Origin of the sequence: Citrobacter sp. MGH104 (genome assembly GCF_001034485.1) — a bacterium.
Classification (GTDB): Bacteria; Pseudomonadota; Gammaproteobacteria; order Enterobacterales; family Enterobacteriaceae; genus Citrobacter; species Citrobacter freundii.
The window spans coordinates 1,618,240-1,638,776 of the sequence record NZ_KQ089818.1 but is presented as its reverse complement, the minus strand read 5'-3'; the positions used below and the strand labels follow the sequence as shown (position 1 = coordinate 1,638,776).

Here is a 20,537-nt window from a genome sequence, read left to right as displayed (position 1 = left end):
AACAGGGCGTCGTTTTTTGCCGCATGGCGTGTTTGATTTTGTGATTTATTTCAAAGACGTGGCGGGAATAGCATGAATAGAGGGTAAAGGCTTGTCGGCCGGATAAGGCGTTACGCCGCCATCCGGCACTCTGGAGCAATAAACGGTTTAATCCTGACGCAACACCTTGTGCCCGTATTCCAGCAGCGCGTCGGTAACGTTGCGCATCATGCGGCTTTCCGGCGCAAAACGGTGCCAGTACAGCATCCGACGCTGGAACAGACCTGGCGTTAAGTCGATCAGCTCGCCGCTTTCCAGCTCTTTCTCAATCTGTAAGTGCGGGATCATGCAGCAGGTGGTGCCCTGACGCGCCAACTGGACGAAGGCTTCAGACGAGTTAACGATGTGGCACGGCACGCTGCCCGGCGGCAGGTCGAAGTTTTGTTGCAGGAACGCCTGATGCATATCATCAAGATGGTCAAACGCTACCGCCGGGGCTTTCAGCAGGGCGGAGCGGGTGACGCCGTTAGGGAAATAACGCTCGGCGAAAGGTTTGGAGCCAACAAACAGGTAGTCCAGCGCGCCAAGTTTATCCACCAGACAGCTTGGCAGCGCCTGATGTTGGATACTCACCGCACCGACCACTTCACCACGACGCAGACGTTCCTGGGTGCGCGTTTCATCCTCAACCTGCAGGTTCAGCCGAATCGGTGAATTGGCCAGTACCGGGGCTAACGCCGGAAGCAACCAGGTCGCCAGACTGTCGGCGTTCACTGCCAGTGAGAGCAGCAGCGGCGTCGATCCGGTTTGTTCATCACCCAGCCACTCGTCTTCCAGCAGTTCAACCTGACGCAAAAGCGCCAGTAGTTTCTGCCCCTGTTCGGTTGGGCGTGGTGGTACGGTACGCACCAGCAGCGGTTGTCCGAACATATTCTCAAGCTGTTTTATGCGCTGTGAAACCGCGGATTGCGTGATGCACAGCTTTTGCGCCGCGCGCTCAAATCCTCGTTCACGAATAACCGCATCCAGTGCTTGTAGTGTTCTGTAGTCCGGACGTTTCATTGCTTTGACGCACTCCTGAAAATTTTGCTTGTTCTGCACTATGACACAAATTTAGGTTGGGTAAAGACGAAATCCGCCGCTTGCGAGCGGGTGTGGGGACATTTTTCTGCACAATGTTCTATAATGCGCGTGAATTTTCCCACCATATTCACACCACAGGCGAAACGATCATGACGCAGGATGAACTGAAAAAAGCAGTAGGATGGGCGGCACTTCAGTATGTACAGCCCGGTACCATTGTGGGCGTAGGTACAGGTTCAACAGCCGCACACTTTATTGATGCGCTGGGCACAATGAAAGGTCAGATTGAAGGTGCGGTATCCAGTTCGGACGCTTCAACCGAAAAACTCAAAAGCCTTGGCATCCACGTGTTCGATCTTAACGAAGTTGATAGTCTCGGCGTATACGTTGACGGCGCGGATGAAATCAACGGCCACATGCAGATGATCAAGGGCGGCGGTGCAGCGTTGACCCGTGAAAAAATCATTGCTTCCGTGGCGAAGAAATTTATCTGCATCGCGGATGCGTCCAAAGAAGTCGACATTCTCGGCAACTTCCCGCTGCCGGTTGAAGTGATCCCAATGGCGCGCAGCGCTGTGGCTCGCCAGTTGGTGAAGCTGGGCGGTCGTCCTGAATACCGTCAGGGCGTAGTGACGGACAACGGCAACGTGATCCTTGATGTACATGGTCTGGAGATCCTTGACGCCGTGGCCATGGAAAACGCCATCAATGCGATTCCGGGCGTGGTAACCGTCGGTCTGTTTGCCAACCGTGGTGCGGATGTCGCGCTGATCGGTACCCCAGACGGCGTGAAAACTATCGTAAAATGATCTGATGGGAGTGTCTTCTCCCGTTAAAAAAATTTTGGCAGGGCAAATTTGGTGACTTGTGTCACGTTTATAATATTGTCCTGCCGATCTCTCCAAAGAAAAAGTTATCGCCAGTATTTTCCTCTGACATTTCTCTCTGAATGACATTTCTTCAGCACGGCGACGCAAACGTTCATATTGCCGCAATATTATTTTTTGATATGTTGAAGAGGCGGATGAAAATCCCACACACAACACATCAGTTTGAACAAAAAAAGACAGGGTCGGGGAAATGGCAAAGGTATCACTGGAGAAAGATAAGATTAAATTTCTGCTGGTAGAAGGCGTGCATCAAAAAGCACTCGAAAGCCTTCGTGCAGCAGGTTATACCAACATCGAGTTTCACAAAGGCGCTCTGGACACTGAACAACTGAAAGAGTCCATCCGTGATGCCCACTTCATTGGCCTGCGATCCCGTACCCATCTGACTGAAGATGTGATTGACGCCGCAGAGAAACTGGTCGCGATTGGCTGCTTCTGTATCGGCACCAACCAGGTTGATCTGACCGCTGCGGCAAAGCGCGGGATCCCCGTGTTTAACGCGCCATTCTCTAACACGCGTTCCGTTGCGGAACTGGTGATTGGCGAACTGCTTCTCCTGCTACGCGGTGTACCCGAAGCGAACGCCAAAGCACACCGCGGCGTGTGGAACAAACTGGCTACCGGCTCCTTTGAAGCGCGTGGCAAAAAACTGGGGATCATCGGTTACGGCCACATTGGTACTCAGCTAGGCATTCTGGCGGAATCGCTGGGGATGCATGTCTATTTCTATGATATTGAAAATAAACTCCCACTCGGCAACGCCACGCAGGTGCAGCATCTTTCCGACCTGCTCAATATGAGCGACGTGGTCAGTTTGCACGTACCGGAAAATGCCTCCACCAAAAATCTGATGGGCGCGCGTGAGATTGCGTTGATGAAACCAGGCGCGCTGCTGATTAACGCCGCACGTGGTACGGTTGTTGATATTCCTGCGCTGTGCGACGCGTTAGCGACCAAGCACCTGGCAGGGGCGGCAATCGACGTATTCCCAACCGAGCCGGCAACCAACAGCGATCCTTTCACTTCGCCGCTGTGTGATTTCGACAACGTGATCCTGACGCCGCACATTGGTGGTTCAACGCTGGAAGCGCAGGAAAACATCGGTCTGGAAGTGGCTGGGAAACTGACCAAGTATTCCGATAACGGCTCTACGCTGTCTGCAGTTAACTTCCCGGAAGTTTCGCTGCCGCTACACGGCGGTCGTCGTCTGATGCACATTCACGAAAACCGTCCGGGCGTACTGACCGCGCTGAACCAGATTTTTGCCGAGCAGGGCGTCAACATTGCCGCACAGTATCTGCAGACTTCCGCACAGGTAGGTTATGTGGTTATTGATATTGAAGCGGATGAAGATGTGGCGGAGAAAGCGTTGCTGGCGATGAAAGCCCTCCCGGGTACTATTCGTGCTCGTCTGCTGTACTGATTTCCTTTTAACGGGCAGGCTGCTGGCCTGCCCGCATGTTCCATGTTTTCCTACCACGCCCAAATTTTGGACGGCGTCACCACCGCAGGCAGCGGGATATCCCATTCTTCGACAGGCAGCTTTTCTACTCGCTGACAATCGTGCGCGTAGCCTACGGGCTGGATCTTATGCTGCTGCCAGTTTTGTAGCGTGCGGTCATAAAATCCGCCGCCCATGCCCAGGCGTTGCCCATATTCATCAAACGCCACTAACGGCGTAATCAGTACATCCAGCTGTGACAGCGGTAATACGTCACGTACATCAAGTCGTGGTTCCTGGATCTTTAAGCGATTGGTTACCAGGTCGCTATGCGGATGATAGTGCAGAAACAGCAAATTACCGGCGCTGAAGGGATGAAGAACCGGAAGATAAACGCGCTTGCCCGCTCGCCACAGCTGATCTATTAGCGGCTGGGTATCGAGTTCGCCATCGAACGAGAGGAATACTGCCACCGTATGAGCGAGTACAACAGGGGGAAAGCTGAGCATTCGGGTCGCGGCTTGCTGACCGTATTGTCGTTGCTGTTCGGAGGTAAGCGCACGACGACGCTGCCGAATCAGTTGACGAATTTCTTGCCGGGATAAAGGGAGTTCAGAAAGTAATGTCATGGCAGTTGCCAGGTAGAAGGGAATCTCCGAGATGCCGCCGCAGGCTGTAACCCTTGAACCCTTGGTTCAAGGTGAATGTGTCGTCACAGTTTTAAGGCTTCTCGGACGGGCCGAGCATGCTCACCAACCGTGGAGCGCCACATTCTTGTGGTATGAAATATCGGCTCAGGGGACTGGCCCGCTTGCAAACATCTCAGAGAAATTTTGTCTTCACGGTCACTCTACCACAGTAAACCGAAAAGTGTTATTCAAAGTTTTGGCCCGTTTTTTCGGTTATGCGACCCTGATCAAGCAACGCCTGTTCGATGGTCTGTTGTAGCATCCGAATACGTTGTTCCATGCTCGCCGCGTACTCACGCGTCTTCGCTTTTTCCTGAGTTAATTCATAGCTGATGTTCAACGCGGCGATGAAAACCAACTGCTCAGTATTTGTGACTCTAGTGCGAACTTTCAGATCTTGCAATCGCTGATTGAGATCGTCCGCAGCCTGATTCAACGCATCCCTTTGTTCAGGCGGGCAATTCACTCGCAGTGAACGGCCAAATATTTGGATATCGACGGGTTGTGCAGACATGCCACCTTCCTGCTGATTGACTGCGCTGCCTTCGTCTCCAGACCGTGGGTCCGCGAAGGGGCGACACTATAGCTACCCTGGTATCAAGATACAAGCCCTTTTCTGGTCCACCAGGGTCCAAAGTGGTAGCATACCATGAATATTCCTCCCTTTGATGACGAATGCTTATGTCTATACAGAACGAAATGCCTGGTTACAACGAAGTTAGCCAGTTTTTGAACCAACAAGGGGCTGGATTAACCCCGGCCGAAATGCACGGCTTGATAAGCGGAATGATTTGCGGTGGAAACAACGACAGTTCATGGCAGCCGCTGTTGCACGACCTGACGAACGAAGGTCTGGCCTTTGGTCACGAGCTGGCTCAGGCGCTGCTGAAAATGCACTCTGCCACCAGCGATGCCCTCGAAGACGACGGCTTCCTTTTTCAGCTTTATCTGCCTGAAGGGGATGACGTCAGCGTGTTCGATCGCGCCGATGCGCTGGCGGGATGGGTAAACCACTTTTTGCTGGGCCTTGGCGTCACGCAGCCGAAGCTCGACAAAGTAACCGGCGAAACCGGGGAAGCGATTGACGACCTGCGCAATATCGCGCAGTTAGGGTATGACGAAGACGAAGATCAGGAAGAGCTGGAAATGTCGCTCGAAGAGATCATCGAATACGTGCGTGTAGCCGCTTTGCTGTGTCATGACACGTTTACGCGTCAGCAGCCGACTGCGCCGGAAGTCCGTAAACCGACTCTGCACTAAGAACGAAACGCAAAGGAGAGTGTGATGAGCGAGATATCTCAGCAAGAATTCCAGCGTCGTCGCCAGGCTTTACTGGCACAAATGCAGCCCGCCAGCGCCGCGCTGATTTTTGCCGCGCCTGAAGCGACGCGCAGCGCGGACAGTGAATACCCGTACCGCCAAAGCAGTGATTTCTGGTACTTCACCGGTTTTAACGAACCTGAAGCCGTGCTGGTGCTGATTAAAAGCGATGACACTCATAACCATAGCGTTTTGTTCAATCGGGTTCGCGATCTGACGGCGGAGATCTGGTTTGGTCGCCGTCTGGGCCAGGATGCTGCCCCGGCAAAACTTGGCGTTGACCGGGCGCTGGCCTTCAGTGAAATCAACCAACAGCTGCACCTGTTGCTCAATGGCCTGGACGCGGTGTACCACGCACAGGGCGAATATGCCTGGGCCGACGAGATTGTGTGCACGGCGCTGGATAAACTGCGTAAAGGCTCCAGACAAAATCTGCACGCACCTGCCGCGATTATCGACTGGCGTCCAATGGTGCATGAGATGCGCCTGTTCAAATCACCGGAAGAGATTGCGGTCATGCGTCGTGCCGGAGAAATCACCGCGCTGGCGCATACCCGTGCGATGGAAAAATGCCGTCCGGGAATGTTTGAATACCAGTTAGAAGGGGAGGTTCACCACGAATTTACCCGCCATGGTGCGCGTTATCCGTCCTATAACACGATTGTCGGCAGCGGTGAAAACGGCTGTATCCTGCATTACACCGAAAATGAAAGTGAAATGCGCGATGGCGATTTGGTGCTGATCGACGCTGGCTGTGAATACAAAGGCTATGCGGGCGACATTACGCGTACCTTTCCGGTAAATGGTAAATTTACCCCAGCACAGCGTGAAATCTACGATATCGTGCTGGAATCCTTAGAGACCAGCCTGCGTCTGTATCGTCCCGGAACGTCCATTCAGGAAGTCACTGGCGAAGTGGTGCGCATCATGATTACGGGTCTGGTGAAACTCGGTATTTTGCACGGTGATGTCGATCAGTTGATTACCGAAAATGCACATCGCCCATTCTTTATGCATGGTCTAAGCCACTGGCTTGGGCTGGATGTGCACGACGTCGGCGTTTATGGTCAGGACCGCTCACGTATTCTTGAGCCGGGAATGGTGCTCACCGTCGAGCCGGGACTGTATATCGCGCCGGACGCCGATGTACCGCCGGCTTATCGTGGTATCGGCATTCGTATTGAGGATGACATCCTCATCACCGAGGACGGCAATGAAAACCTGACCGCCAGCGTAGTGAAGAAAGCGGATGACATTGAAGCATTAATGGCTGCGGCGCGACTGCAATGAGCGTGATTATCGTTGGTGGTGGTATGGTTGGCGCGACGCTGGCGTTGGCCATTTCTCAGCTCAGCCATGGGACTCTGCCGGTTCATCTGATAGAAGCGAGCGAACCTGAAACTGACCGCCATCCCGGGTTTGATGCCAGGGCGATCGCTCTGGCGGCAGGAACCTGCCAACAACTGGCGCGAATTGGCGTATGGCAGGCGATTGCCGATTGCGCAACGGCAATTAAAACGGTTCACGTCAGCGATCGCGGTCATGCCGGATTTGTGACGCTGGATGCGCAGGAATACCGTATTCCGGCTCTGGGCCAGGTGGTAGAACTGCACGACGTCGGGCTGCGTCTGTTTGCGCTGCTGCGCAAAGCACCGGGCGTCACATTGCACTGCCCCGATCGCGTAGCCAGCGTGTCGCGCACGCAGGAGCGCGTAGAAGTTACGCTGGAAAATGGCGAAATGATTGATGGTCGCCTGCTGGTGGCCGCCGACGGTACGCGCTCCGCACTGGCTACCGCCTGCGGTGTTGACTGGCTGCAACAGCCTTATGAGCAACTGGCGGTAATTGCCAACGTTACGACCTCTGTACCGCACGACGGGCGAGCGTTTGAACGCTTCACGCAATATGGTCCGCTGGCAATGCTTCCGATGTCTGACGGTCGCTGCTCGTTGGTGTGGTGCCATCCGCTGGAGCAGCGTGATGAGATTATGGCTTGGTCTGACGAACAGTTTTGCCGTGAACTACAAACCGCTTTTGGCTGGCGACTGGGACGTATTACCCAGGCCGGTAAACGCAGCGCCTATCCGCTTTCGTTAACTACAGCGCTGAAGGCGATTACCCATCGTACCGTGCTGGTAGGGAACGCCGCCCAGACGCTGCATCCCATTGCCGGGCAAGGTTTCAACCTGGGCCTGCGTGACGTAATGAGCCTGGCTGAGACGTTGATGCAGGCGGAAAACGGCGCGGAAGATGTGGGTGATTATGCGGTGCTGGCTCGCTATCAGCAGCGCCGCGAGAGCGATCGTGATACGACGATTGGTGTGACCAATAATTTAGTGTATTTGTTTGCCAATCACTGGGCCCCGCTGGTTGTTGGGCGTAATGCCGGGCTGATGGCGATGGAATTATTCACCCCTGCGCGCGATGCGCTGGCGGAGCGGACCCTGGGCTGGGTTGCGCGCTAAATATAACCTGTAGGCCGAATTAAAGAAGTAGGCCTGATAAGCGCAGCGCCATCAGGCAATGTCGCGGAATTGATGCCGGATGGCGGCTTTGCCTTATCCGGCCTACGGTTTTTGATTGTCCTATTTTCAGGAGCAAACAGTGCAAAGTGTTGATGTAGCAATTGTTGGTGGCGGCATGGTAGGACTGGCGGTTGCCTGCGGCTTACAGGGCAGCGGGTTGCGCGTTGCTGTATTAGAACAACATGTTCCGCAGCCGTTGGCGGCGGATGCACCTCCTCAGCTTCGTGTTTCGGCCATTAATGCCGCCAGCGAAAAACTGCTTACCCGTCTTGGTGTCTGGTCCGACATTGTTGCCCGTCGCGCTTGCTGCTACCACGGCATGGAAGTCTGGGACAAAGACAGCTTTGGACGTATTGCGTTTGATGACCAGAGCATGGGCTACAGCCATTTGGGGCACATTGTCGAAAACTCAGAGATTCATTATGCGCTGTGGCAAAAGGCGCAGCGTTCAGCGGATATTACGCTGATGGCACCCGCTGAATTACAGCAGGTGGCCTGGGGTGAGAACGAAGCATTTCTGACCCTGAAAGATGGCGCAATGCTGACGGCCCGCCTGGTCGTCGGTGCTGATGGTGCTAACTCCTGGCTGCGCAACAAAGCGGATATTCCGCTCACCTTCTGGGATTATCGTCATCAAGCGCTGGTGGCGACTATCCGTACGCAGGAAGCGCACGGTGCGGTTGCGCGTCAGGCGTTTCACGGCGAGGGGATCCTGGCATTCCTGCCGCTCAGCGATCCACACCTGTGTTCTATCGTCTGGTCGCTCTCGCCGCAGGAAGCAGAACGTATGCAGCAGGCAAGCGTTGACGAGTTTAATCAGGCGCTGAATATCGCTTTTGATAATCGTCTGGGGCTGTGCAGCCTTGAAAGCGAACGTCAGGCGTTTCCGCTGACGGGACGTTATGCCCGTCAGTTCGCCGCCCATCGTCTGGCGCTGGTGGGGGATGCGGCGCATACCATCCACCCGCTGGCGGGTCAGGGGGTTAACCTTGGCTTTATGGATGCGGCGGAGCTGATCGATGAACTTAAGCGGCTACAACGTCAGGGTAAAGATATTGGGCAGTATCTCTATTTACGCCGCTACGAGCGCAGCCGTAAGCACAGCGCAGCGCTGATGCTGGCAGGGATGCAGGGATTCCGTGAACTGTTTGCAGGCGAGAATCCGGCGAAAAAACTGCTACGCGATATTGGGCTGAAACTGGCCGATACCCTCCCGGGCGTAAAACCACAACTCATCCGTCAGGCGATGGGACTGAACGATCTTCCCGAGTGGTTACGTTAGTGTCCGTAAGGACAATCTTAAGAGTTTGAGACCCGTCACACTTTCCTCTCCCGGCCTGCGCGCCGGGGTGCTTCTCTCATTTGAAATAATCTAATTCCACGCCTTTTTTCGCATTAGTTTTTTTAATATAACGTTTTTTTCATAACGCCATTTTTGACATTTTTTCCACATTTAATGTGGATTGATGCTGTAAGTTTGCGCTTATCTTTGTTTGTTGTTCTGGTTTCTTACTACATACATGGAGTTTTATTCTGTTGGCGATCTGGCTGTTTTTCGCCATAAGCTAATGTGATGGTTAATTTTGACTTATGGTTTAGCGTCTGTTTCGGTGGTAAGTTCAGGACAAAGAGAACGTTTGCGTCGTAGCCCCTGGAGCGGCTGCGGTGCTGGGTTTCGTGGCGATAATTTCACCGCGAAAGAGTTGATAGCCCCGCTTATTCAACGAGGAAAAGATGGCTCAACAGACTCCTTTGTACGAACAACACACGCTATGTGGCGCGCGCATGGTCGATTTCCATGGCTGGATGATGCCACTGCATTACGGTTCTCAGCTCGATGAACACCATGCTGTTCGCACCGATGCCGGAATGTTTGATGTGTCGCATATGACCATCGTCGACCTGCGCGGTAGCCGCACCCGGGAGTTCTTGCGTTATCTGCTGGCAAACGACGTCGCAAAGCTAACGAAGACGGGTAAAGCCCTCTACTCCGGTATGCTTAACGCTTCGGGCGGCGTGATAGATGACCTGATTGTCTACTACTTCACTGAAGATTTCTTCCGCCTCGTTGTAAACTCCGCCACCCGCGAAAAAGACCTCTCCTGGATTACCCAACACGCTGAACCATACGCTATCGACATCACCGTTCGTGACGACCTGTCGCTGATTGCGGTACAGGGTCCAAACGCACAGGAAAAAGCAGCTACGTTGTTTACTGACGAGCAGCGTCAGGCGGTAGCAGGCATGAAGCCGTTCTTCGGCGTTCAGGCGGGCGACTTGTTTATCGCAACCACCGGTTATACCGGCGAAGCGGGCTATGAAATTGCCATGCCGAATGAAAAAGCGGCAGATTTCTGGCGTGCGCTGGTACAGGCTGGTGTCAAACCCTGCGGTCTCGGCGCACGTGACACGCTGCGTCTGGAAGCGGGCATGAACCTGTACGGTCAGGAGATGGACGAAGGCATTTCTCCGCTGGCGGCCAACATGGGCTGGACCATCGCATGGGAACCGGCTGACCGCGACTTTATCGGTCGTGAAGCGTTGGAAATGCAGCGTGAAAAAGGCCACGAACAGCTGGTCGGGCTTGTGATGACCGAGAAAGGCGTGCTGCGTAATGAACTGCCGGTGCGCTTCACCGATGCTTCCGGCAACCAGCAGGAAGGCATTATCACCAGCGGGACATTCTCCCCAACTCTTGGTTACAGCATCGCGTTGGCGCGTGTCCCTGCGGGTATCGGCGAAACTGCGATCGTGCAGATCCGTAACCGTGAAATGCCGGTAAAAGTGACTAAACCTGTTTTTGTGCGTAACGGCAAAGCCGTCGCGTAATTCATCCTTTTTTGGAGATTGATTGATGAGCAACGTACCTGCAGAACTGAAATACAGCAAAGAACACGAATGGCTGCGCAAAGAAGCTGACGGCTCTTACACCGTTGGTATCACCGAACACGCTCAGGAGCTGTTAGGTGACATGGTTTTCGTTGACCTGCCAGAAGTTGGCGCAACCGTCAGCGCGGGCGATGATTGTGCCGTTGCGGAGTCCGTAAAAGCGGCATCCGATATCTATGCGCCAGTAGGTGGTGAGATTGTGGCGGTTAACGACGCGCTTAGCGACTCCCCGGAACTGGTCAACAGCGAGCCGTATGCGGGCGGCTGGATTTTCAAAATCAAAGCCAGCGATGAAAGCGAAATTGAATCGCTGCTGGATGCGGCCGCATATGAAGCATTGTTAGAAGACGAGTAAATACGCTTTTGCCGGATGGCGCTGCGCTTATCCGGCCTACAAAGCATGCGTAGACCCGGTAAGCGCTAGCGCTGCCGGGCTCGTAGACAGAGACAATCACGATTCACTGCACGTTTCAGGAACCATCGCCCATGACACAGACGTTAAGCCAGCTTGAAAACAGCGGCGCTTTCATTGAACGCCACATCGGACCGGACGCCGCGCAGCAGCAAGAGATGCTGAATGCGGTTGGCGCCGAGTCGTTAAACGCGCTGATCGGCCAGATTGTGCCGAAAGACATTCAGCTCGCAACCCCGCCGCAGGTCGGCGAGGCGGCGACCGAATACGCTGCGCTGGCTGAATTAAAAGCCATCGCTGGGCGTAACAAGCGCTTCACGTCCTACATTGGCATGGGCTACACCGCCGTGCAGTTGCCACCGGTTATCCTGCGCAACATGCTGGAAAACCCGGGCTGGTACACTGCGTATACGCCGTATCAGCCAGAAGTTTCTCAGGGGCGCCTGGAAGCGCTGCTCAACTTCCAGCAGGTGACGCTGGATCTGACCGGTCTGGACATGGCCTCCGCCTCTCTGCTGGATGAAGCCACCGCGGCGGCTGAAGCGATGGCGATGGCAAAACGCGTCAGTAAACTGAAAAACGCCAACCGCTTCTTTGTGGCCGCTGATGTTCATCCGCAAACGCTGGATGTTGTGCGTACTCGTGCACAAACCTTTGGTTTTGACGTCATTGTTGATGACGCGGCGAAAGCACTGGATCACCAGGATGTGTTTGGCGTGCTGTTGCAGCAGGTTGGCACCACCGGTGAAGTGCATGACTACAGCAAACTGATTACCGAGCTGAAATCCCGTAAAGTTGTGGTCAGTGTCGCTGCCGACTTTATGGCGCTGGTACTGCTGACTGCTCCGGGCAAACAGGGTGCGGATATCGTTTTCGGTTCTGCACAACGCTTCGGCGTACCGATGGGTTACGGTGGCCCACACGCGGCATTCTTCGCCGCGAAAGACGAATTCAAACGCTCCATGCCAGGCCGTATTATCGGCGTCTCCAAAGATGCGGTGGGCAATACCGCACTGCGCATGGCGATGCAGACTCGTGAGCAGCATATCCGCCGCGAGAAAGCGAACTCCAACATTTGTACCTCGCAGGTCCTGCTGGCCAACATCGCCAGCCTGTATGCCGTTTATCATGGTCCGGTTGGCCTGAAACGCATTGCTAATCGCATCCACCGCCTGACTGATATCCTGGCAGCCGGTCTGCAACAGAAAGGATTGAAGCTGCGTCATGCGCATTACTTCGACACTCTGTGCGTTGAAGTAGCCGATAAGGCCGCAGTGCTGGCGCGTGCCGAAGCGGCAGAAATCAACCTGCGTAGCGATATCCATAACGCGGTAGGTATTACGCTCGATGAAACCACCACCCGTGAAAACGTGGTGCAGTTGTTCAATGTACTGCTGGACGACAGTCACGCTCTGAACATCGATACGCTGGATAAAGACGTGGCGCTCGACAGCCGTTCTATTCAGGAAAGCATGCTGCGTGACGATGTGATCCTCAGCCATCCGGTGTTCAACCGCTATCACAGCGAAACCGAGATGATGCGCTACATGCACTCACTGGAGCGTAAAGATCTGGCGCTGAATCAGGCAATGATCCCGCTGGGTTCCTGCACTATGAAGCTCAACGCCGCTGCCGAGATGATCCCTATCACCTGGCCTGAATTCGCTGAGCTGCATCCGTTCTGCCCGCCAGAGCAGGCTGAAGGTTATCACCAGATGATCGGCCAGCTTTCCGAGTGGCTGGTAAAACTGACCGGTTATGATGCCGTCTGCATGCAGCCGAACTCCGGCGCGCAGGGCGAGTATGCGGGTCTGCTGGCGATTCGTCATTATCACGAAAGCCGTAACGAAGGTCATCGCGATATCTGCTTGATCCCGGCTTCTGCCCACGGTACCAACCCGGCGTCTGCACAGATGGCGGGTATGCAGGTAGTGGTTGTCGCCTGTGATAAGAACGGCAACATCGACCTGGACGATCTGCGAGCAAAAGCAGAACAACATGCCGACAACCTTTCTTGCATCATGGTGACTTATCCATCCACCCACGGCGTTTATGAAGAAACGATCCGTGAAGTGTGCGACGTTGTGCACCAGTTCGGCGGCCAGGTTTACCTTGATGGCGCGAACATGAACGCTCAGGTTGGGATCACCACGCCGGGCTTTATTGGCGCAGATGTCTCGCACCTCAACCTGCATAAAACATTCTGCATTCCGCACGGCGGCGGCGGCCCAGGTATGGGACCGATCGGCGTGAAATCACATCTGGCGCCGTTTGTACCGGGCCACAGCGTAGTGCAGATTGAAGGGATGCTGACCCGTCAGGGCGCAGTTTCTGCGGCGCCGTTCGGTAGCGCATCCATTCTGCCAATCAGCTGGATGTACATCCGTATGATGGGCGCAGAAGGTCTGAAGCAGGCAAGCCAGGTGGCGATTCTTAACGCTAACTACATTGCCAGCCGTCTGAAAGATGCTTATCCGGTATTGTATACCGGTCGCGATGGTCGCGTGGCGCATGAATGTATTCTCGACATTCGCCCACTGAAAGAAGAGACCGGCATCAGCGAACTGGATATTGCCAAGCGCCTAATCGATTACGGTTTCCATGCGCCGACTATGTCATTCCCGGTCGCGGGTACCCTGATGGTTGAACCGACTGAATCTGAAAGCAAAGTGGAATTGGATCGCTTTATCAATGCGATGCTGGCAATCCGCGCTGAGATCGATCGCGTGAAAGCCGGTGAATGGTCACTGGAAGATAACCCGCTGGTTAACTCACCGCACACGCAAAACGAGCTGGTCGCGGAGTGGAATCACGGTTACAGCCGCGAAATCGCCGTCTTCCCGGCGGGTGTGGCGAACAAATACTGGCCAACCGTGAAACGCCTTGATGACGTTTACGGTGACCGTAACCTGTTCTGCTCCTGCGTACCGATGAGCGAATATCAGTAATCTGCTGATTCAACTATCTTTTAAAGGCGCTTCGGCGCCTTTATTTTTTGGGAGAAACGTTATGGCTATAGCATTGGTGACGGGCGGCAGTCGTGGCATTGGTCGAGCAACCGCGCTGCAACTGGCGCAAGAGGGTTACACGGTCGCCGTGAATTTTCATCACAATATTCGTGCGGCAACCGAGGTGGTGAACAACATCGTCGCTGCAGGCGGTAAAGCATTTGCTTTGCGTGCGGATATCAGTGATGAAAGCCAGGTGGTGGCAATGTTTGAGTCTATTGACCGTGAAGGCGAGCAACTGACTGCCCTGGTGAATAATGCCGGGATCTTGTTTGAGCAAAGCACGGTCGAAAACTTAACCGCCGAACGAATTAATCGCGTACTGGCAACCAACGTTACCGGCTATTTTCTGTGCTGTCGGGAAGCGGTAAAGCGCATGTCGTTCAAGCACGGCGGTCAGGGTGGATCGATTGTAAATGTCTCTTCGGCGGCATCGCGGCTTGGTGCGCCATTCGAATATGTTGATTACGCGGCCTCGAAAGGCGCTGTGGACACGCTCACCACCGGCCTGGCGCTGGAGGTTGCGGCGCAAGGGATCCGCGTAAACTGCGTGCGACCAGGTCTTATCTACACTGAAATGCACGCATCAGGCGGCGAGCCGGGAAGAGTCGATCGCGTGAAATCACTGTTGCCTATGCAGCGTGGCGGGCAGCCGGAAGAAGTCGCGCAGGCAATTACCTGGCTGTTGAGCGAGAAGGCATCTTACGTAACGGGCAGTTTTCTGGAACTGGCGGGCGGGAAGTAATGTGCCGCTTCTGAAATAGAGGGAACTCTACGATTCCGCGCTACCTAAACGTTTTCTGAATCTCATTCAACCCCCCCTTCAGTTCTACCTGTGCTGACTTTACTGGCGTATGGTGACTTTCGGATGATATATCATGGAGAGAAACTCATGTCACAGCAGGGACTGCGCTTTACGCTGGAAGTGGACGGGTTACTGGCGATGAGCACCGCCGTCGTCAGCTTCACCCTGCACCAGAATCTCTCCACCCCCTTTACACTCAGTGTCGATATCGCCAGCGGCCTGCCTGACCTCACCGCCACAGATTTTCTCGAGAAAAACGCCACCCTCACTGTCTGGCAGGGGGCTGTTGCACTGCGTTATCTTCACGGCATCATCACCGGCGTGGAGCTCAGGGAGAACAACCACTGGCAGATGAATTACCAGCTGACTGTTTCGCCCCCGCTCTGGCGGGCCGGACTGCGCCAGAACTTCCGCATCTTTCAGCAGCAGGATATCCAGACTATTTCCGCCACCCTGCTTGCTGAAAACGACGTCACTGACTGGGTGCCTTCCTTTTATGAGCCCCATCCCGCCCGCGAATTCTGCGTGCAGTACGGCGAAACTGACCTCAATTTTCTGAGCCGCCTGTGGGCCGAAGAGGGTATTTTCTTCTTTGACTGGTTCCTCCCGACCGGTCCCGACCAGAAACTGGTGCTCTGCGATGACGTCGCCGGGGTCTCCACATTCGGCGACATGCCCTTTAACCCGAACACCCGGGAAGCCACCACCGCATGCATCAGTGCGTTCCGCTACCGGGCGCAGATTCGCCCTTCCTCAGTTGAAAACCAGGATTACACCTTCAAAACCCCCGGATGGCCCGGTTACTTCAGCCACCATGCCAAAAACCTCAACGGCCAGCGCACCCAGTATGAAATCTTTGATTATCCGGGACGCTTCAAAGACGTACAGCATGGTCAGGACTTTGCCCGCTACCAGGCGGAGGGCCACCGGCAGGATGCTGAAACGGCAGCCTGCGTGAGCAACTCCCCGAAACTGTGGCCCGGCAAACGTTTTACCCTGACCGGTCACCCGTCAGAGACGCTGAACCGCGAATGGCAGGTCACCGGCTCTGTACTGGAAGGAAAGCAGCCACAGGCGCAGCACGGCAGCTCCGGCGAAGGCACCACACTCAGTAACCACCTGGACGTCATCCCGGCCGACCGGACATGGCGTGCCTCCCCGCGGCCCAAACCCGCCGTGGACGGCCCGCAGAGCGCCATTGTCACCGGTCCTGCCGGCGAGGAAATCTTCTGCGACGAGCATGGCCGGGTGCGGGTGCGTTTCCACTGGGACCGCTACTGCCCGGGAAACGAAGACAGCTCCTGCTGGGTGCGGGTGTCACAGGCGTGGGCCGGTGCCGGATTCGGCAACCTCGCCATTCCGCGTGTGGGTCAGGAAGTGATAGTGGATTTCCTGAACGGCGACCCGGACCAGCCCATTATTATGGGCCGCACCTACCACCAGGATAACTGCTCGCCGGGCAGCCTGCCGGGCACGAAAACGCAGATGACCATCCGCTCGAAGACCTACAAAGGTGGCGGATTTAACGAACTGAAATTCGATGATGCGACGGGCAATGAGCAGGTCTATATCCATGCGCAGAAGAACATGGATACGGAGGTGCTGAACAACCGAACCACTGATGTGAAGGTGGACCATACGGAGACCATCGGCAATAACCAGAGCATCACTGTGGGACTGGGCCAGACGGTGACCGTAGGGAAAGAAAACGCATCCGGACACGACCGGACAGTCACGGTCGCGCATGACCAGCGCAACACGACGGGGAATGACCGTCAGGTGGCGGTGGGTCATGATGACACGGTGACGGTAAAGAACGACCGGAAGACAGAAGTGATGCACGACCGGCGTGAGCAGGTGGGGAATGACGAGACGCTGGTTGTGGGCAATGACCGGAAGATGTCGGTGAAGGGAAAACAGGAGCAGACCACCACCGGCGACCATATCAGCCTGGTGAAAGGGATGAAGAGCCTGGAGGTGAAGGGAGACCTGGCGCAGAAGATAAGCGGCGCGCTGGGGCTCAAGGTACAGGACGATATTGTGCTGGAAAGCAGCAGCCGGATAAGCCTGAAGGTGGGCGGTTCGTTTGTGGTCATTCACCCGGGCGGCGTGGACATTATGGGGCCGAAAATCAACCTCAACAGCGGCGGGAGTCCAGGCACGGCCGTGGGGACACTGAAACCGGAGGTATTGAAGGCGCTGACGGATGAGAATGGTGATTCTCCATCCTCATCTGGATATGAAGGTAAAGAGGGATCAAAGGATTCAAGTGGGGAAAACGAATCAGAACAGCCAACATCTGAGCCTGAATTAAACCATATGTTTGGGTCCATAAAAGGGATTAATGGCATACAAAGTAAAGAACTTGTATTTAGACCGTTTGCTGAAGAGGAATAAAAGTGACTAGCAAACCCACTCCATTTTTTGATGAACCACAGGATAAACCGACAAAGTATGATGGTCTGTTTGGATGGTCTGCTGACTGGAAATGTTATCTTGATCAGGAGGATAAGCCTGTACCGTTAGATGATATTTGGTCGTTGTCACCGGATCAGCATAGCGTGGTTGTTCTTAAAGGAGATACGCTCGGACAAATTGCAAATGAGTATAACTGCTCCGTTGAGGAGCTTGCTAAATATAATAACATCAAAAATCCAGGGTTGATTTACCCCGGACAGGTAATAAATCTTCCGCCGCGACATTACACACTGACCGACACCGCGGAAAAAAAAGATGATAATCAGTGTCTGTTATCATTATCTTTTGAAGATCTAATAGAGAAACCTCTTTCCGGATTGAAGGTTAAAGTAACATCGACGCAGGGTGAGTTTTTCGAGTTCATAACCGATGGCCTGGGATATATTGATGATTTTGCAGTACAAGTCGAATCTGAAATTAAAATAACTGTCTCCAGTGGTATGGGGAAGATAAAGGAAATTGCCAGGTTCATATCTCAGGAAGGTAAATTAAATGCCATTCTCTCAAGTCCAAAAGTGAGAGTTAAAGGAAAAAGCACAACAATAACTGGCCCGGCAGGTAATGCTGATAGTAAAATTGATGAAATTAATAAAATCAACGTTGGAAGAGATTCTGAAGGCAAACCCAGAGTTCATATAAACCATACCTGCCCTAACAATTATGATCTTATGCTAGGTAAGAATGTTATTTACTGGAATGATATTATTCGTGCATCTGAGCGGAGTGGCATTATACCCCAGAGCATTGCGGCAGTTATTCATGCTGAAGCGGCTAAATATCGTGGTGGAGTCTGGAAACCAACCTCAGTGTGTAAGGATTCAGAAAAGTCGACAAAGCAAAACACAGTATATAAAAGCTCAGCGGCGGGTATGACACAATTTTTAAATGGAACATGGGTAACGGAGACGTTAAGGGAAGGGACATATCTTTTTGAAAAAGCGATTAAACAAGGGTTGGTTGCAGACATGCCCTTACTCAATAAAAAAGGAGAGACAGTAAAAGACAAAAAAGGTGAGGTGGTGTATGAAAAAAAACTTCAGGTTTCTACAGATAAGTGGAAAAACCTTGAGGAATTAAAAAATGGCAGATATATCACGGGAATAACACCATATCCTCGTCACGCAACGGCAGATGTACAGCAATGGTTAAATCTTCGTTTTAAACCTGAATATGCCATTATGGCAGCAGTCGATTACGGCGTCGAAAATTTAGCATCGCTGAAAAAATCGGGATATAAGATTGACGGACTTAATGATGCTGAAAAAGCTAAAATCATATACTTAACTCATCATCTTGGTCTAAGTGATGCAAAACGTTTTATTAAGAATGAAATTACTGAAGGTAGTGCAAAAATTTTACTAACTGCACAAGTGGGAGATGAGTCAGCCAAGGCAAGGTCCAAAACAGCAGGGTATGTGAAAGCACACAGAAAGTGGCTGATGAATTATATAGATGGAAACATTAAATTAAGTGATTATTTTTGCCATGAGAAAACAACCATAAACAACCCTGAAGATATCGATCTAATAGATATAATTAAAAAGATCAATAAGGAAATATAATGACCAAGTATTTTGCTCCCATCTTGTCCTTACTAATATTCTCATCTACAAGCATGGCTGATTGCAATTCTAATTCGTCATTTTGTTATTATACTAAGTTTGGTATTCTCGATCAGATAACGAGATCCACCTCTGGTGATGATTACTCTTACCTTACCCTTAATGGAGTGAATATATACAAGGCAAAAACCGATTACATGTCATTCATGGATGATGATATGCTTGATGATGATATGGGTTTTTTTAAGAATAACAAATACTTTACCACTAAGACAGTTATTACATATACTTTAAACGAGCGTTGCCTTGATAGAATAGATTATCAGGGTTTTTGCAGTATCAGTGTAGTTCTCGATTTTTCAGGCGACAAACCTGTTATATCCAATGGATTCACTCCGGATTCAGGCAATTCGGTTATCGACTGGGTTTCATGGGGAAAAGCAAATGCAATCATTGTGTTTGAAGATGAATCTAAGTTCAAATATATGAATGGACATGTTGAGCGTATTGTTAAATAAAGGTAAGATTATCGCTGTTATTAAATTGAGGTGACGGATTCAATGGATATCGCACATGTTTAGATTTCTACCGGTAAGTGGAAAAATCTTGATGAATTAAGATATATCACGGGAATAACGCCGTATCCTCGTCACGCAACGGCAGATATACAGCAATGGTTAAATCTGCGTTTTTAAACCTGAATACGCCATTATAGCGGCAGTCGATTATGGGGTTGAAAATTTAGCATCGCTGAAAAAGGCAGGATATAAGATTGACGAACTTAATGATGCTGAAAAAGCTAAGCTTATATACTTAACTCATCATCTTGGCCTAAGCGATGCAAAACGTTTTATTAACAATAAAATTACTGAAGGTGGTGCAAAAGAATTGCTAATAGCACAAGTGGGAGAGGAATCAGCCATTTCAAAAGCCCACCAAAATGGAGGGTATATGAAAGCTCACAGAAAGTGGCCAATGGATTATATAGATAACAATATTAATGTGGGTACATATTTTTGCCCAAAACTAGTCAACTCCCAAAAAGTAAAGACTTACGGATTAGAATCGATTATGAATAAAATTCAAGAGATAGAAAAATGAGTAAGTGTCACAGGCGTGGGCCGGTGCCGGATTCGGCAACCTCGCCATTCCGCGCGTGGGTCAGGAAGTGATTGTCGATTTCCTGAACGGCGACCCTGACCAGCCCATTATTATGGGCCGCACCTACCACCAGGATAACCGCTCGCCGGGCAGCCTGCCGGGCACGAAAACGCAGATGACCATCCGCTCGAAGACCTACAAAGGTGGCGGATTTAACGAACTGAAATTCGATGATGCGACGGGCAATGAGCAGGTCTATATCCACGCACAAAAGAACATGGATACGGAGGTGCTGAACCACCGAACCACTGATGTGAAGGTGGACCATACGGAGACCATCGGTAATAACCAGAGC

Annotated in this window: 16 protein-coding genes, 1 other RNA gene and 1 pseudogene; 14 read left to right on the top strand and 4 right to left on the bottom strand. The window is 52.5% G+C overall.

Features of this window, described 5'->3' with window-relative positions:
- Positions 1-147: 147 nt before the first annotated feature.
- On the bottom strand, positions 148-1,041 hold the full coding sequence (gene argP, locus SK34_RS07620) for a DNA-binding transcriptional regulator ArgP (protein WP_003026988.1): 894 nt from the start codon (positions 1,039-1,041) through the stop codon (positions 148-150).
- A 170-nt stretch (positions 1,042-1,211) separates the two neighbouring features.
- On the opposite strand from argP, the gene rpiA reads away from it, so the two are divergent.
- Positions 1,212-1,871 carry a ribose-5-phosphate isomerase RpiA gene (gene rpiA, locus SK34_RS07615; RefSeq protein ID WP_003026986.1) on the top strand — a complete coding sequence of 220 codons (660 nt, stop codon included), beginning with the start codon at positions 1,212-1,214 and terminating at the stop codon, positions 1,869-1,871.
- A gap of 271 nt (positions 1,872-2,142) precedes the next feature.
- Complete coding sequence (serA, locus tag SK34_RS07610; RefSeq protein ID WP_003026984.1) at positions 2,143-3,375, top strand: phosphoglycerate dehydrogenase; 1,233 nt, start codon at positions 2,143-2,145, stop codon at positions 3,373-3,375.
- Positions 3,376-3,425: 50 nt separating this feature from the next.
- Here serA and SK34_RS07605 read toward each other — a convergent pair whose 3' ends face one another.
- From SK34_RS07605 to zapA, 3 genes are all read right to left on the bottom strand, one after another.
- Entirely contained in the window at positions 3,426-4,022 is a 597-nt protein-coding gene (locus SK34_RS07605) for a 5-formyltetrahydrofolate cyclo-ligase (RefSeq protein WP_003026982.1), read from the bottom strand.
- Positions 4,023-4,041: 19 nt separating this feature from the next.
- Positions 4,042-4,225: non-coding RNA, 6S RNA (gene ssrS / locus SK34_RS23570), on the bottom strand.
- Positions 4,226-4,266: 41 nt separating this feature from the next.
- Positions 4,267-4,596 (bottom strand): cell division protein ZapA, encoded by a 330-nt coding sequence (zapA, locus tag SK34_RS07600; RefSeq protein WP_003026980.1) that lies wholly within the window; start codon positions 4,594-4,596, stop codon positions 4,267-4,269.
- Between the two features lie 167 nt (positions 4,597-4,763).
- On the opposite strand from zapA, the gene SK34_RS07595 reads away from it, so the two are divergent.
- The 12 genes and pseudogenes from SK34_RS07595 to SK34_RS07535 form a co-directional block, all read left to right on the top strand.
- Entirely contained in the window at positions 4,764-5,342 is a 579-nt protein-coding gene (locus SK34_RS07595) for a YecA/YgfB family protein (protein WP_003026978.1), read from the top strand.
- Positions 5,343-5,366: 24 nt separating this feature from the next.
- The gene (pepP, locus tag SK34_RS07590; RefSeq protein ID WP_048232760.1) at positions 5,367-6,692 is read left to right on the top strand and encodes a Xaa-Pro aminopeptidase; all 1,326 of its coding nucleotides are present in this window, start codon (positions 5,367-5,369) and stop codon (positions 6,690-6,692) included.
- Positions 6,689-7,867: a 2-octaprenyl-6-methoxyphenyl hydroxylase gene (gene ubiH, locus SK34_RS07585; protein WP_048232758.1), complete on the top strand. Its 1,179-nt coding sequence runs from the start codon at positions 6,689-6,691 to the stop codon at positions 7,865-7,867. The genes pepP and ubiH overlap by 4 nt, the downstream gene beginning before the upstream one ends.
- Before the next feature lie 139 nt (positions 7,868-8,006).
- On the top strand, positions 8,007-9,209 hold the full coding sequence (gene ubiI / locus SK34_RS07580) for an FAD-dependent 2-octaprenylphenol hydroxylase (RefSeq protein WP_048217184.1): 1,203 nt from the start codon (positions 8,007-8,009) through the stop codon (positions 9,207-9,209).
- A 452-nt stretch (positions 9,210-9,661) separates the two neighbouring features.
- A complete protein-coding gene (gene gcvT / locus SK34_RS07575) occupies positions 9,662-10,756 on the top strand; it encodes a glycine cleavage system aminomethyltransferase GcvT (protein WP_003026967.1) in 1,095 nt (364 codons plus the stop codon).
- Between the two features lie 25 nt (positions 10,757-10,781).
- Entirely contained in the window at positions 10,782-11,171 is a 390-nt protein-coding gene (gene gcvH / locus SK34_RS07570; RefSeq protein ID WP_003838257.1) for a glycine cleavage system protein GcvH, read from the top strand.
- 131 nt (positions 11,172-11,302) lie between these two features.
- Entirely contained in the window at positions 11,303-14,176 is a 2,874-nt protein-coding gene (gene gcvP / locus SK34_RS07565; protein ID WP_044700806.1) for an aminomethyl-transferring glycine dehydrogenase, read from the top strand.
- A gap of 61 nt (positions 14,177-14,237) precedes the next feature.
- Entirely contained in the window at positions 14,238-14,981 is a 744-nt protein-coding gene (locus SK34_RS07560; protein ID WP_032937431.1) for an SDR family oxidoreductase, read from the top strand.
- Positions 14,982-15,128: 147 nt separating this feature from the next.
- Positions 15,129-17,438: a type VI secretion system Vgr family protein gene (locus SK34_RS07555; protein WP_048232755.1), complete on the top strand. Its 2,310-nt coding sequence runs from the start codon at positions 15,129-15,131 to the stop codon at positions 17,436-17,438.
- A 2-nt stretch (positions 17,439-17,440) separates the two neighbouring features.
- Positions 17,441-19,081 carry a LysM peptidoglycan-binding domain-containing protein gene (locus SK34_RS07550; protein ID WP_053064278.1) on the top strand — a complete coding sequence of 547 codons (1,641 nt, stop codon included), beginning with the start codon at positions 17,441-17,443 and terminating at the stop codon, positions 19,079-19,081.
- Positions 19,081-19,599 carry a hypothetical protein gene (locus SK34_RS07545; protein WP_044715551.1) on the top strand — a complete coding sequence of 173 codons (519 nt, stop codon included), beginning with the start codon at positions 19,081-19,083 and terminating at the stop codon, positions 19,597-19,599. Before SK34_RS07550 ends, SK34_RS07545 begins: the two co-directional genes overlap by 1 nt.
- A gap of 587 nt (positions 19,600-20,186) precedes the next feature.
- Positions 20,187-20,537: pseudogene (locus SK34_RS07535) on the top strand (bacteriophage T4 gp5 trimerisation domain-containing protein); the annotation flags it as partial.

Coding starts and splice junctions, on each gene's coding strand:
- argP (WP_003026988.1), bottom strand. CDS start 1,041: ATGAAACGTCCGGACTACAGAACACTACAAGCACTGGATGCGGTTATT.
- rpiA (WP_003026986.1), top strand. CDS start 1,212: ATGACGCAGGATGAACTGAAAAAAGCAGTAGGATGGGCGGCACTTCAG.
- serA (WP_003026984.1), top strand. CDS start 2,143: ATGGCAAAGGTATCACTGGAGAAAGATAAGATTAAATTTCTGCTGGTA.
- SK34_RS07605 (WP_003026982.1), bottom strand. CDS start 4,022: ATGACATTACTTTCTGAACTCCCTTTATCCCGGCAAGAAATTCGTCAA.
- zapA (WP_003026980.1), bottom strand. CDS start 4,596: ATGTCTGCACAACCCGTCGATATCCAAATATTTGGCCGTTCACTGCGA.
- SK34_RS07595 (WP_003026978.1), top strand. CDS start 4,764: ATGTCTATACAGAACGAAATGCCTGGTTACAACGAAGTTAGCCAGTTT.
- pepP (WP_048232760.1), top strand. CDS start 5,367: ATGAGCGAGATATCTCAGCAAGAATTCCAGCGTCGTCGCCAGGCTTTA.
- ubiH (WP_048232758.1), top strand. CDS start 6,689: ATGAGCGTGATTATCGTTGGTGGTGGTATGGTTGGCGCGACGCTGGCG.
- gcvT (WP_003026967.1), top strand. CDS start 9,662: ATGGCTCAACAGACTCCTTTGTACGAACAACACACGCTATGTGGCGCG.
- gcvH (WP_003838257.1), top strand. CDS start 10,782: ATGAGCAACGTACCTGCAGAACTGAAATACAGCAAAGAACACGAATGG.
- gcvP (WP_044700806.1), top strand. CDS start 11,303: ATGACACAGACGTTAAGCCAGCTTGAAAACAGCGGCGCTTTCATTGAA.
- SK34_RS07560 (WP_032937431.1), top strand. CDS start 14,238: ATGGCTATAGCATTGGTGACGGGCGGCAGTCGTGGCATTGGTCGAGCA.
- SK34_RS07555 (WP_048232755.1), top strand. CDS start 15,129: ATGTCACAGCAGGGACTGCGCTTTACGCTGGAAGTGGACGGGTTACTG.
- SK34_RS07545 (WP_044715551.1), top strand. CDS start 19,081: ATGACCAAGTATTTTGCTCCCATCTTGTCCTTACTAATATTCTCATCT.